Genomic DNA, 12,890 nt, shown 5'->3' with positions numbered 1-12,890 from the left:
GCAGTAGGGTGAGCTCAGGACGCCCGTGGCGAAAGCCACGGGCGTTTTTTCATGTCATCGAATCAGGGTGAAGCGCTGCCGCACGCGAGCGTTTCCGGCGAGCGAAGGCTGAAAACGACAACGCCCGCGGTGATGGCCGCGGGCGTTGTCGTGTCACGACGCTGTGGTGGTCACGAGCTATTGGCTTCTGGCCTGACGCCGGCGGATCCACAGCACCAGTTCGACCATGGCGAACATCAGCAGGGTATAGCCGAACAGTTCCGTGACCTCTTCGGCGGCGTCCTTGAATACCCTGACGTAGCGTTCGGCGAGCAGGGCCTCCCACATCTCGCTGCGGCCGTAGAGCCGCGAGAAGGCAAAGGTGCAGAGGAAGCCTGCTGCAAACAGGCCGAAGGCGAAGCTTTCGACGAACTCCTCGAACTCGCGTACGAAGGCGTGACGCTGGCGAAGCACGCAATAGAGAATGGGCAGCAGCAGCAGGGTCACCAGGGTCTGCCAGGCGCCGTCGAAGACGTAGGCGTCGAGAAAGGCGTCCTGCTCGCGAATCAGGGCGGCGCCGAGCAGGCCGAACATCAATAGCGTCACCCGTGGCAGGCCGCCCAGCACCTGGCGGGCGTAGATCAGCAACAGGCAGCTGATCAGCAGCCACAGCGTCTGCATGCTCTCGGTAAAACCGACTTCGCTGAAGCGAATCTTTTCGGGCAGGCCGGTCTCCCACAGCACGCCCTGCATCATCGCGCCGATGATCAGGATATAGAGCAAGGCTCTGGCGCAGGTCGCGCGAAAGCTGATGGTAGGCGTGATGGAAGGGGGGGTATTGAGCATCCCTCTCAATCTCCAGAAAAGGGGTGTATCTGGAAGTGATTATACCCGTCGAGCCGGGGGAGTGTCTGGGAATCCCGAAGGATTCTTCGCCAGTCTTCGCCATATGCTTATACAGCATAGGTAAGGCGCAAGACAGGTGCCCAATGGCTTGGTCAGGGCCGCTCGTCCAGGCACGGGGGCTAGTGGTTAGCGCTGCGGCCGGCCTCCTCCACCAGCCAGTCGTGCACGGCCTTGACCCGGCGATCGTCGGTGGCGCCTGCCGCGTGGACGATGCCGTACTGCTTGCCACTGTCGACGCGGGCACGGAAGGGGGCGATCAGGGCGCCGCTCTTCAACTCGCTGGTGATCAGTGTTTCCCGGGCGATCGCCACGCCCATGCCGGCGATGGCGGCCTCCATGGTGAGGTGATTGCGGTTGAAGGTGTAGCCACGCTCCAGATTGATCGAAGGGGCGCCGATGGCGGATAGGTAGTGGCGCCACTCGCCATACTCCTGGCTGCCGCGCCAGGCGGTGATGTCATGCAGCAGCGGGTACCAGGCCAGGTCTTCGGGACGTCTGAGCGGTGGGCGGCCCTTCAGCAGGCCGGGTGAACAGACCGGGAAGATGCGTTCCTGCATCAGCGGGGTGATGGCAAGTCCCGGATAGTGGCCGTCGTTGAGGTCGAGTGCGAGGTCAAAGTCGCCGTCACGCAACGAGATGTTGCTGTCCTCGGCGGTGATATGCAGTTCGATATCGGGAAACCTGGCCTGCAGACGCGGCAGGCGGGGCATCAGCCACTTGTTGAGGAAGGAGGGCACCGAGCGCAGGCGGATGACCCCGCTCATTACCCCGCTGCGCAAGCGACTCACCTCGAGTCCCACCGCCTGGTAGGCGTCGTCCACCACGGCGGCCAGGCGCTTGCCTTCTTCGGTCAGTTCCAGGCGACGGGGCAGGCGCCGGAACAGCTTGAAGCCCAGCCGGTCCTCCAGTTGCTTGATCTGCTGGCTGACGGCGCCGGTGGTGACGTGCAGTTCCTCCGCCGCTCGGGTGAAGGACAGGTGGCGGGCGCTGACGGCGAAACCCTTCAGCCAGGCGTGGGTCTGGGCGTTGAGCAGTCGACTCATTGCGATGTGTTCCGACAAGAGGTCATGGTCTGGCCGTGGTATGGCGGTGGTTTAGGTATGGTTTAGCTGAGCTATAGTGAAGGCAAGATATTCTGCCTTGTCCATCGAAGCGATGGCAGCCAGCATAACGATATCCCGGAGGAACGGCAGCCCTCGCTTTAGCGAAATTGACCTCGCAGGTCTCGGACCTCCGCCCCTCATGCCCCACACTTCGCGTCATTCGTACAAGAGGCAGCGCCATGGCTATCAGCGTATTCGACCTGTTCAAGATCGGGATCGGGCCGTCCAGCTCCCACACCGTGGGGCCGATGAAGGCCGCCTACGACTTCGTCGAGGCGCTGCGGTCGCAGGACCTGCTGGAGCGCGTCGCGGGGATCGAGATTCACCTCTACGGTTCGCTGTCGGCCACCGGCAAGGGCCACGCCACCGATCGCGCCTGCGTGATGGGACTGATGGGTGAGCGTCCAGACCGCATCGATCCGGCCGTTGTTGGCCCCTGCATCGAAGAGCTGCTCGAGAGCCAGACCCTGTTGCTCGGTGGTCAGGTGGCGGTGCCTTTCCTGTGGGCCAGAGACCTTAAGTGGCACGAGGAGAGCCTGCCCTATCACCCCAACGCCATGACGCTGGTGGCCAAGGGGCACAGCGAGGAGGTCAAGCGCGAGACCTACTACTCGGTCGGAGGTGGCTTCGTCGTCGACGAGGCCCAGGCCCGGGACGGAGCGCTGGATTCCGACACCACCCCCTTGCCTTATGACTTCAATAGTGGCGCGGAACTGATGGCGCTGTGTCGTCTGCATGGCATGAGCATCAGCGAGCTGATGCTGGAAAACGAGAAGGCCTGGCGCAGCGAAGCCGAGGTGCGCTCCGGTCTGTGGGATATCTGGCAAGCCATGCAGGCCTGCGTCAACCGTGGTGTCGAGGGGGAAGGGGTGTTGCCTGGCGGGCTCAACGTCAAGCGTCGCGCCGCGTCGCTGTATCGCCGTCTCGAGGCGATGGGCGATGACGCCGGACTGATCGCCACGACGTTTTCGGCGATGGACTGGGTCAACGTCTACGCCCTGGCGGTCAACGAGGAAAATGCCGCCGGTGGGCGGATGGTCACCGCGCCCACCAATGGCGCCGCGGGGATCATTCCCGCCGTGCTGCACTACTACATGAAGTTTCAGCCCGGTGCCTGTGAGAAGGACGTGGTCAACTTCCTGCTGACCGCCGGTGCCGTCGGCATCCTTTGCAAGAAGAATGCTTCCATCTCCGGCGCCGAGGTGGGCTGTCAGGGTGAGGTGGGCTCGGCCTGCGCCATGGCCGCGGCCGGGCTCGCCGAAGTCATGGGGGCCAGCGTCCCCCAGGTCGAGAACGCCGCCGAGATTGGGCTCGAGCACAACCTGGGGCTGACCTGCGATCCGGTCGGAGGCCTGGTCCAGGTGCCCTGCATCGAGCGCAATGCGATTGCCTCGGTCAAGGCCATCAACGCCGCCCTGATGGCCTGTCGCGGTGATGGTGAGCACTTCATCTCGCTGGACAAGGCCATCCGCACCATGCGCGACACCGGCGCCGACATGCAGGAGAAGTACAAGGAAACCTCCAAGGGTGGACTCGCCGTCAACGCCATCGAGTGCTGAGCAGGACGCGGGCGCTGGTCGTGGTGGTTGACCAGTCGCTCGACGAGGACCGAACCATTTGAGCCTCTTCTTTCAGGCCCCCGTCGCGCCAGCGCGACGGGGGCCTTGTGCTTTTCAGGGGGAAAACCTCGCGGGGCCAAGGTGTTGCCGGTTTGTCGTAAGCAACCTATTGAAATGCGGAGAATACATCTTTGGTCTTGTTCAACGCTTGGCCAATTGCGTCGGGCCTTTGACTCTTCTAGCTTACGTAAACGTAAAGTAGAGCGTCGCCATCGCGGCATCGAACAACCATAACAACCTCAAGCCAGGGACCCCGGTCCCGCAGAGGACGCCACATGACCCAGCAGTACGTGCTAGAGACCCGTGGCCTGACCAAGTCGTTTCGTGGCTTCACCGCCGTGGACGGCGTGGATCTCAAGATCACGGAAGGGCATATCCACGCCCTGATCGGCCCCAACGGCGCCGGCAAGACCACGGTCTTCAATCTGCTCACCAAGTTTCTTCCGCCGACCCGCGGCGAGATCCTCTATCGCGGCAAGCCGATCACCCGCATGCGGGCCAACGAGATCGCGCGGCTGGGGCTGGTGCGTTCGTTCCAGATATCCGCCGTGTTCGCCCACATGACCGCGCTCGAGAACGTGCGTGTGGCCCTGCAGCGCAAGCTCGGCACCTCCTTCCACTTCTGGAAGTCAGAGCGCTCGCTGGAGCCACTCAACCAGCGTGCCATGGAACTGCTCGAGCAGGTGGGACTGGCCGACGTCGCCGATGTCCTCACCGTGGAGTTGCCCTACGGACGCAAGCGTGCGCTGGAGGTGGCCACCACCTTGGCGCTGGAGCCCACCGTGATGCTGCTCGACGAGCCCACCCAGGGCATGGGAGCCGAGGACGTCGACCGTATCGTCGAGCTGATTCGGCGGGTTTCTGCCGGGCGTACCGTGTTGATGGTCGAGCACAATCTGAGCGTCGTCAGTCGTCTTTGTGATCGCATCACCGTGCTGGCCCGGGGCTCGGTACTGGCCGAAGGCGACTATGCCAGCGTCTCGGCCGATCCGGCGGTGCGTGAAGCCTACATGGGCAGTGAAGCCAGCGTCGGTGAGGAGGCCAGCGCATGAACCAGACTCTCGACAGGCCAACTGCTTCACCGGCGGTCGGCGCCCATGGCGACGAAGCGCTCAGTCTAGCGGACGTCAACGCCTTCTACGGCGAGTCGCATATCCTGCATGGCGTGGAGCTGCGCGTGAAGCGGGGAGAGCTGGTGACCCTGCTGGGGCGCAACGGTGCCGGACGCAGCACCACCCTGAAGACCATCATGAACATGGTCGGTTCGCGCAGTGGCTCGATCAAGATCAACGGCCAGGAGACCCTGGCCATGAAGCCTCATCACATCCCGCGTCTGGGGGTCGGCTACTGCCCCGAGGAGCGTGGCATCTTCGCCAGTCTCGACGTCGAGGAGAACCTGCTGCTGCCGCCCACCGTGCGCTCGGGCGGAATGAGCCTGGATGACATCTACGCCATGTTCCCCAACCTCTACGAGCGGCGCCGCAGTCAGGGGACGCGGCTGTCCGGCGGCGAGCAGCAAATGCTGGCGATGGCCCGCATCCTGCGTACCGGGGCCGAGATCCTGCTGCTCGACGAGATCACCGAGGGGCTGGCACCGGTCATCAACCAGAAGCTCGCCGAGGTGCTGATTACCCTCAAGTCTCGGGGCATGACCATCGTGCTGGTGGAGCAGAACTTCCGCTTCGCCGCGCCCCTGGCCGATCGCCACTTCGTGATGGAACACGGTCGCATCATCGAGACCATCGAGGCGCGTGATCTGGACGCTCGTCGTGAGCACCTCAACAGCCTGCTCGGGGTCTAGTGTCCATGGCCGCTGTCTTCCAGGCCTTAGAGGACCTTTGCATCAACCACAAGATGTCCGGCAGTAGCCGTTCAACAACCACTTTCTAAACAACAACCTATTCAACAACAACAAGGGCCGCTGGCCCCAGGAGCCTCCCATGACCAAGGTACACGCTTCCTCCCCCCGTCTTGCCCGCCGCCACCTGGCCCTGGCGGTCGCCGCCGCCACCGGCCTGGGCCTGGCATCGTCGGCCATGGCGCAGGATGCCATCAGCGATGGCGAGGTGCGTATCGGCTATCTGGCCGACATGTCCGGCACCTACCGTGACCTGGCCGGCCCCGGCGGCCTCGAAGCGCTGAAGATGGCGGTAGAGGACTTCGGCGGCGAAGTCGCCGGTGCCCCCATCGAGGTGTTCAGCGCCGACGATCGCAACAGCGCCGACGTGGGCGCCAACACCGTGCGCGGCTGGGTCGACCAGCAGAACGTCGACCTGGTGGCCGGCATGGTCGCCTCCTCGGTGTCCATCGCCGTGACCAAGGTGCTGGAGGAGGCCGGTGGTCTGGCCATCATTTCCGGCTCGGCGGCCTCGAGCATCACCAACGAACACTGCACCCCGAACCATATTCACTACGTCTATGACACCTATCCGCTGGCCAACGGTACCGCCAAGGCGGTGGTCGAGCAGGGCGGCGACAGCTGGTTCATGCTCACCGCCGACTACGCCTTCGGTCATGCCCTCGAGAGCGACGTGGAAAAGGTGGTCACCGACAACGGTGGCACGATCATCGATCGCGTTCGCCATCCGTTCCCGACCAGCGACTTCTCCTCCTACATCCTTCAGGCCCAGGGCTCCGGCGCCAAGATCGTCGGTCTGGCCAACGCCGGCTCCGACACCGTCAACGCGATCAAGACGGCCAGCCAGTTTGGCCTGACCCAGAGTGGCCAGCAGCTGGCCGGCCTGCTGATCTTCCTCAACGACGTCCATGCCATGGGCCTGGAGACGACTCAGGGCCTGTTGTTGACCACCGGCTGGTACTGGGACATGGATGACGAGTCCCGCGAGTGGGCCGAGCGCTACTTCGAGCGGGTGGGCAAGATGCCGACCATGGTTCAGGCCGGCATCTACTCCAGCACCACCCAGTACCTGAAGGCGCTGGAAGACGCCGGCACCGACGATCCTGCCACCGTCAGGGCCAAGCTGGGCGAGGCGCCGATCAACGACTTCTTCGCTCGCAATGGCCAGATTCGCGAGGATGGTCGCATGGTGCATGACATGTACCTGGCCGAGGTGAAGGCTCCCGCCGACTCCGAGGGCGAGTGGGACCTTTACGAGATCCAGGCCACGATCCCGGCCGAAGAGGCCTACCGTCCGCTGTCCGAGAGTTCCTGCAAGCTCGTCAACTGAGCCGCCCGCGCTCGATCTACGCCGGGGTCACCAGGGTGGTGCCCCGGCCTGATGCTCAAGGGAAATCATCATGACCATGATATTCGGCGTACCGCTGGCGGTGTTCATGGGCCAGCTGATGCTGGGGCTGATCAACGGCGCCTTCTATGCGCTGCTCAGCCTGGGGCTGGCGGTCATCTTCGGTCTGCTGAAGATCGTCAATTTCGCCCACGGCGCCCAGTACATGCTGGGTGCCTTTGCTGCACTGCTCGGGGCTCAGTACCTGGGCATCAACTACTGGCTGGCGCTGTTGCTGGTGCCGCTGGTGGTCGGCGCCTTCGGTGCTCTGCTCGAGCGTCTGGTGCTGCGGCGCATCGCCCACCTGGATCACCTCTATGGGCTGCTGCTGACCTTCGGCCTGGCGCTGATCTTCGAGGGTAGCCTGATCAACCTGTTCGGCGTGTCCGGGGCCAGCTACCCGATTCCCGAGGCGTTGAGCGGCGGCATCAAGCTGCCCTTCATGTTCCTGCCGACCTATCGCGGCTGGGTGCTGGTGGCGGCCCTGGTGGTATGCCTGGGCACCTGGTTCATCATCGAGCGAACCCGGCTTGGCGCCTACCTGCGGGCGGGCACCGAGAACCCCGCCTTGATGCAGGCCTTCGGCGTCAACGTGCCGCTGCTGGTCACCCTGACCTACGGCTTCGGGGTGGCCCTGGCGGCCTTCGCCGGGGTACTCGCCGCGCCCTTGTACCCGGTGTCACCGACCATGGGCTCGAGTCTGTTGATCGTGGTCTTCGCGGTGGTGGTGATCGGCGGCATGGGCTCGATCCTCGGTGCCATCCTGACCGGTCTTGCCATGGGGCTGATCGAGGGGCTGACCAAGGTGTACTACCCGGAGGCAGCCAACACCGTGATCTTCCTGGTGATGATCATGGTGCTGATGCTGAGGCCCGCCGGGCTGTTTGGAAAGGAGGCCTGAGATGTCCACAACCACTACTTCGCCGACGCCGACTCAGACCCGGGCCCGCGCCGCGCGCCGACGCCAGGGCATGCTGATGATCGTGTTGCTGGCCATCGCCCTGGTCGCGCCGCTGTTTGCCTACCCGGTGTTCCTGATGAAGGTGCTGTGCTTCGCGCTGTTCGCCTGTGCCTTCAACCTGCTGCTGGGCTTCGCCGGACTGTTGTCCTTCGGCCACGCCGCCTTTCTCGCCACCGGGGGCTACGTCACCGGCTTTCTGCTGTCGAGCTATCCGGGCCTGACGCCGGAACTCGGGATCGTCGTCGGCACCCTGGCGGCGGTGATCCTCGGCACCCTGTTTGGGGCGCTGGCGATCCGTCGTCAGGGCATCTACTTCGCCATGGTGACCCTGGCGCTGGCCCAGATGATGTTCTTCTTCTACATCCAGGCGCCCTTCACCGGGGGCGAGGATGGCCTGCACGGTGTGCCGCGGGGCAAGCTGCTGGGGCTGATCGATCTGTCCGACAACCTGGCGATGTACTACGTGGTGCTGGCGATCTTCGTGATCGGCTTCGCCATCATCCAGCGCACCGTGCACTCGCCCTTCGGTCAGGTGCTCAAGGCCATCCGCGAGAACGAGCCACGGGCGGTGTCACTGGGCTACAACGTCGACGCCTACAAGCTGGTGGCCTTCGTCATCTCGGCGGGGCTTGCTGGCCTTGCCGGCGCGACCAAGACGGTGGTGTTCCAGCTTGCCTCGCTCACCGATGCCCACTGGCACATGTCCGGCGAGGTCATCCTGATGACCCTGGTCGGTGGTGTCGGCACCCTGTTCGGCCCGCTGGTCGGCGCTGGCCTGGTGGTCAGCCTGCAGACTCAGCTCGCGCAGTCGCCGCTGGGCAACTGGGTCAGCGTCATCCTGGGGTCCATCTTCGTGCTCTGCGTCCTGAGCTTTCGCAGCGGTATCGTCGGCGAGATCCAGAACATGGTGCGCAAGAACTTCAAATAGACACGGCGATTGCCGCTGTTCTCCCGCTGCCCGGCCTCAAGGCCGGGCTTTTTTTTGTCAGGATTTTTATCTCAGGGTGGAGTGCGTGGTTTTGATGTGGAGAAAAATATTGAAGATATGGTGAAATATAATGAGAACGCCTGGAGGTTGGGTGCAGTTGATGCGGGATACGTTCTGTTTGGAATGTACTATACCGGGGGTGGCGTCGAGAAAAACAAAGGAGTTGCATTAAGATATCTATTGGATTCAGCTAGGCTAGGTTTTATTAGATCGCAAAGACAATTGGGCGTGGCATATAGGGGGCTAACTTTACGTGACTTGGTGGATAAAGATGAAGCTGCAGCATTCGAATGGTTTTTATTGGCTGCAGAGCAAGGAGATAGGACTTCTGCAACGAATGTGGCAGTGTTTCTTCACGAAGGAAGAGGTGTAGATAAAGATGACGATGAGGCATTTCGTTGGTTTTCTAGGACGGAGGATATGCCTTATGGCCGCGATACATCAGGGTTTAGAGGGCTGGCAGCATTTTATGAAAAAGGTATCGGTACCGACATAGATCTCGTCCAAGCCTATAAATATTACGACCTTCTCTCCCCCGGCAGCGCCCCCGACAAAGCCCGCCTTGAAGAACAAATGACCCCTGAGCAGATCCGTGAGGCGATCCGACTTTCTCGCCAGTGGCAGGAAGAACACAATATCTTTGTTCCCAGCTACTACGGGCTTGAGTATCAGGAGGATGGGACCTTTCAGTAGTCGCAGGTGGCAGGCAACAAGAGGCAAGGCTTTTGGTGACCAGATGTCGAAGGCCCTCGATACGAAAACGTGTCGAGGGCCTTTTTGTCGCTGGGGGTTAGTCGGATGGCGCTGGCTCGTCTGTGCCTCGCCTGTCGCGGTATCGCGGTGGCAGGCGCTCTGCGAGGTGTTCGGCCAGGTAGTCGATGACCACGCGGACCTTGGGGGAGCGGTGGCGGTGGTGGGGGGTGACGGCCCAGACGCCGGTATCGCTGTGGCGGTAGGTGTCGAGCACGGAGACCAGCTCACCCTGGGCCAGATGATGCTCGACGTAGTAGTCGGGAAGCTGACCCAGGCCCACGCCCTTCAGCACGGCGTCGAGCAGGGCCGGGCCGGAGTTGCCCTGCCAGGGCCCCTTGATCGCCACTTCCCGGGGAATGCCGTCGACGGCGAAGCGCCAGCGATCGCGTGAGCCATGCAGACAGCGGTGATGCTTCAGCTCGGACAGGGCGTGGGGCTGCGAATAGCGCTGGAAGTAGTCGGGGGAGCCCACCACGTACTCGCGGCGATCGGCCAGACGACGGGCGATCATGGTGCTGTCCTCCAGCGTGCCCATGCGGATGCCGATATCGAAGCCTTCCTCGATCAGGTCCACCTGGCGGTTGGTGAAGTGCAGGCGCACGCCGAGCTGGGGGTACTGGATCAACAGGTCATTGATCAGAGGCGCCACGTAGCGCTCGCCAAAGGTGGTGGCGCAGGTCAGCGCCAGCTCGCCCCTGGGGTGAGCCTCGAAGTCCTTGACCACGGCGTCGGCCTCGCGAAAGCCGTCGACCAGTGCCTCGCATTGTTGATAGTAGAGCCGACCGGCCTCGGTCAGGCTTATCTGGCGGGTGGTGCGATACAGAAGCGGCGTATCGAGGCGGCTTTCCAGGGCGGCCACCTGTCGGCTGACGTGGGAGCTGGATACACCCAGGCGTCGGGCGGCGGCGGCAAAGGACTTCAGGCGCACCACCTCGATAAAGGCTTCAATGCCGGCCCAAGGATGCATGGCGCTCTCCATTGTTGCGAGACAGCAACAATGTTATGCCGAATGCGTGCTTTATCCCAGTCCGTAGCGAGGTCTAGACTGTGGTCATCATCCACCGGGTCAGGATGACCCGTGCCCCTTACGTTAGTGCGCCAGGCTTGGTCGTTCATGCCTGGCGTGCAACCCCCGATCCGAGGAGATTGCCATGAAGTCTCGCGCCGCCATTGCCCTGGAAGCCGGCAAGCCGCTTACCCTGACCGAAATCGATGTCGAAGGCCCCAAGGCCGGCGAAGTGCTGGTCAGGGTGGTCGCTACCAGCGTCTGTCACACCGACGCCTATACCCTGTCCGGAGCCGACCCGGAGGGGCTGTTTCCGTCGGTACTGGGTCACGAGGGTGCCGGTGTGGTGGAAGAAGTGGGGGAGGGCGTCACCAGCCTGAAGCCCGGTGACCACGTCATCCCGCTGTACACGGCCGAGTGCGGCGAGTGCAAGTTCTGCCGTTCGGGCAAGACCAACCTGTGCAGCTCGGTCCGTGCCACCCAGGGCAAGGGCCAGATGCCTGACGGCACCACGCGCTTCTCGCTGGACGGCAAGCCGCTCTATCACTATATGGGCACTTCCACCTTCAGCGAGTACACCGTGGTGCCGGAGGTCTCGCTGGCCAAGGTGTCCAAGGAAGCGCCGCTGGACAAGATCTGCCTGCTCGGCTGCGGGGTGACCACCGGGATCGGCGCGGTGATGAACACCGCCAAGGTCGAGCCGGGCGCCACCGTGGCTGTGTTCGGTCTCGGTGCCATCGGCCTTGCGGTAATCCAGGGTGCGGTGATGGCCAAGGCCGGTCGTATCATCGCCATCGACGTGAATCCGGACAAGTTCGAGCTGGCCAAGCAGTTTGGCGCCACCGACTTCGTCAATCCGAAGGACTACAGCGATTCCATCCAGCAGGTGATCGTCGACCTGACCGACGGCGGCGTCGACTACTCCTTCGAGTGCATCGGCAACGTCAACGTCATGCGCTCGGCGCTGGAGTGCTGTCACAAGGGCTGGGGCGAGTCGATCGTCATCGGTGTCGCCGGCGCCGGCGAAGAGATCTCCACCCGGCCTTTCCAGCTGGTGACCGGTCGGGTATGGAAGGGCTCCGCCTTCGGTGGCGTCAAGGGCCGTAGCCAGCTGCCGGGCTACGTCGAGCAGTACATGAAGGGCGAGCTGAACATCGACGACTTCATCACCCACAACATGGAGTTCGAGAAGATCAACGAAGCCTTCGACCTGCTTCACGCCGGCGAGAGCATCCGCACCGTACTGCATTACTGAGCCGGTAGCATCGAGACGGCGCTGATGAGGCCACGCCCGCCTGACCCAAGCGATGGGCCAGGCGGGCGCCGATTGGCGGTGAGTCGAATGCTGGCGCAGTATTGATGCCAGCTCGCCCCACCGCCAGACGGCCGCGTCGTCCGCCAGAACGCACCGCGTCGTTTTATCCGCCCCGGACCTCGGGGCTTCATCGTTGAGGGGAAGTCGCCATGTCCATGAGCGAACATCTGGAACTGGTCAGCGCCAATCGCAGCTTCGGCGGCTGGCACAAGCGCTATCGTCATCATTCGCGGGCGCTGGACTGCGAGATGACCTTCGCCATCTATCTGCCGCCCCAGGCCGAGACGGAAAAGGTGCCGCTGCTGTGGTGGCTGTCGGGGCTGACCTGCACCGACGAAAACTTCATGCAGAAGGCCGGTGCCCATCGGCTGGCGGCGGAACTGGGCATCGCCATCCTCTGCCCCGACACCAGTCCCAGGGGGACCGACCTGCCGGGTGAGCACGACAGCTATGATCTGGGCTCCGGGGCGGGCTTCTACGTCAACGCCACCCAGGAGCCTTGGAAGGCCCACTACCGGATGTACGACTACGTCACCGAAGAGCTGCCTTCGGTGGTTCGTCAGCACTTCCCGCTCAACGGTCGCGAGTCCATCAGTGGTCACTCCATGGGAGGCCACGGTGCCCTGATTCTGGCGCTGCGCAAGCCGGGGCACTACCGCTCGGTGTCGGCGTTCTCGCCGATCGTCAACCCGACCCAGTGCCCCTGGGGGCGCAAGGCTTTCTCGGCCTATCTGGGCGAGGATTCCAGCAAGTGGACCCAGTACGACGCCTGTGAACTGGTGGCCCGTGGCGCCTCACGTCAGCCGTTGTTCATCGACCAGGGCGACGCCGATGACTTCCTCGATGAGCAGTTGTGTCCAGAGCGGCTCGAGGCGGTCTGTGCCGAGCGCGATCACCCGCTGATCCTGCGTCGCCAGCCCGGCTACGACCACAGCTACTTCTTCATCGCGACCTTTATCGAGGATCACCTGCGCTACCACGCCGAGAAGCTCTACGCCAAGCGCTGAGCGAGACT

Annotated in this window: 12 protein-coding genes; 9 read left to right on the top strand and 3 right to left on the bottom strand. The window is 63.2% G+C overall.

The window, feature by feature from the left end:
• Positions 1–177: 177 nt before the first annotated feature.
• The gene (locus KUW00_RS02805) at positions 178–825 is read right to left on the bottom strand and encodes a hypothetical protein (RefSeq protein ID WP_108131340.1); all 648 of its coding nucleotides are present in this window, start codon (positions 823–825) and stop codon (positions 178–180) included.
• A 179-nt stretch (positions 826–1,004) separates the two neighbouring features.
• On the bottom strand, positions 1,005–1,928 hold the full coding sequence (locus KUW00_RS02800) for a LysR substrate-binding domain-containing protein (protein WP_124802750.1): 924 nt from the start codon (positions 1,926–1,928) through the stop codon (positions 1,005–1,007).
• A gap of 239 nt (positions 1,929–2,167) precedes the next feature.
• Here KUW00_RS02800 and KUW00_RS02795 point away from each other — a divergent pair, with 239 nt between their 5' ends.
• From KUW00_RS02795 to KUW00_RS02765, 7 genes are all read left to right on the top strand, one after another.
• Positions 2,168–3,547, top strand: coding sequence for an L-serine ammonia-lyase (locus KUW00_RS02795; RefSeq protein WP_124802748.1), 1,380 nt, complete (start codon positions 2,168–2,170; stop codon positions 3,545–3,547).
• A 335-nt stretch (positions 3,548–3,882) separates the two neighbouring features.
• Positions 3,883–4,659, top strand: coding sequence for an ABC transporter ATP-binding protein (locus KUW00_RS02790; protein WP_124802746.1), 777 nt, complete (start codon positions 3,883–3,885; stop codon positions 4,657–4,659).
• Positions 4,656–5,408, top strand: coding sequence for an ABC transporter ATP-binding protein (locus KUW00_RS02785; RefSeq protein WP_045991865.1), 753 nt, complete (start codon positions 4,656–4,658; stop codon positions 5,406–5,408). Before KUW00_RS02790 ends, KUW00_RS02785 begins: the two co-directional genes overlap by 4 nt.
• A 139-nt stretch (positions 5,409–5,547) precedes the next feature.
• Positions 5,548–6,795, top strand: a complete 1,248-nt coding sequence (locus tag KUW00_RS02780; protein ID WP_045991866.1) for an ABC transporter substrate-binding protein — start codon at positions 5,548–5,550, stop codon at positions 6,793–6,795.
• Between the two features lie 70 nt (positions 6,796–6,865).
• Entirely contained in the window at positions 6,866–7,753 is an 888-nt protein-coding gene (locus tag KUW00_RS02775; protein WP_045991867.1) for a branched-chain amino acid ABC transporter permease, read from the top strand.
• 70 nt (positions 7,754–7,823) lie between these two features.
• A complete protein-coding gene (locus tag KUW00_RS02770; RefSeq protein WP_371931873.1) occupies positions 7,824–8,741 on the top strand; it encodes a branched-chain amino acid ABC transporter permease in 918 nt (305 codons plus the stop codon).
• Positions 8,742–8,750: 9 nt separating this feature from the next.
• The gene (locus KUW00_RS02765) at positions 8,751–9,494 is read left to right on the top strand and encodes a tetratricopeptide repeat protein (RefSeq protein ID WP_222568191.1); all 744 of its coding nucleotides are present in this window, start codon (positions 8,751–8,753) and stop codon (positions 9,492–9,494) included.
• Between the two features lie 97 nt (positions 9,495–9,591).
• Here the strand turns inward: KUW00_RS02765 and KUW00_RS02760 are convergent, their stop codons facing one another.
• Positions 9,592–10,521: a LysR family transcriptional regulator gene (locus KUW00_RS02760; protein ID WP_222568190.1), complete on the bottom strand. Its 930-nt coding sequence runs from the start codon at positions 10,519–10,521 to the stop codon at positions 9,592–9,594.
• Between the two features lie 184 nt (positions 10,522–10,705).
• Between KUW00_RS02760 and KUW00_RS02755 the strand changes: the two genes are divergently transcribed.
• Positions 10,706–11,815: an S-(hydroxymethyl)glutathione dehydrogenase/class III alcohol dehydrogenase gene (locus KUW00_RS02755; RefSeq protein WP_045994980.1), complete on the top strand. Its 1,110-nt coding sequence runs from the start codon at positions 10,706–10,708 to the stop codon at positions 11,813–11,815.
• A gap of 209 nt (positions 11,816–12,024) precedes the next feature.
• Positions 12,025–12,882, top strand: a complete 858-nt coding sequence (fghA, locus tag KUW00_RS02750; protein WP_045994979.1) for an S-formylglutathione hydrolase — start codon at positions 12,025–12,027, stop codon at positions 12,880–12,882.
• The last annotated feature ends 8 nt before the right edge of the window (positions 12,883–12,890 follow it).

The sequence above is a fragment of the Halomonas sp. DP5N14-9 genome, assembly GCF_019802175.1.
GTDB lineage: Bacteria > Pseudomonadota > Gammaproteobacteria > Pseudomonadales > Halomonadaceae > Halomonas > Halomonas litopenaei.
The sequence above is the reverse complement of the archived record's forward strand: the minus strand, read 5'-3'. Positions and strand labels throughout refer to the sequence as shown.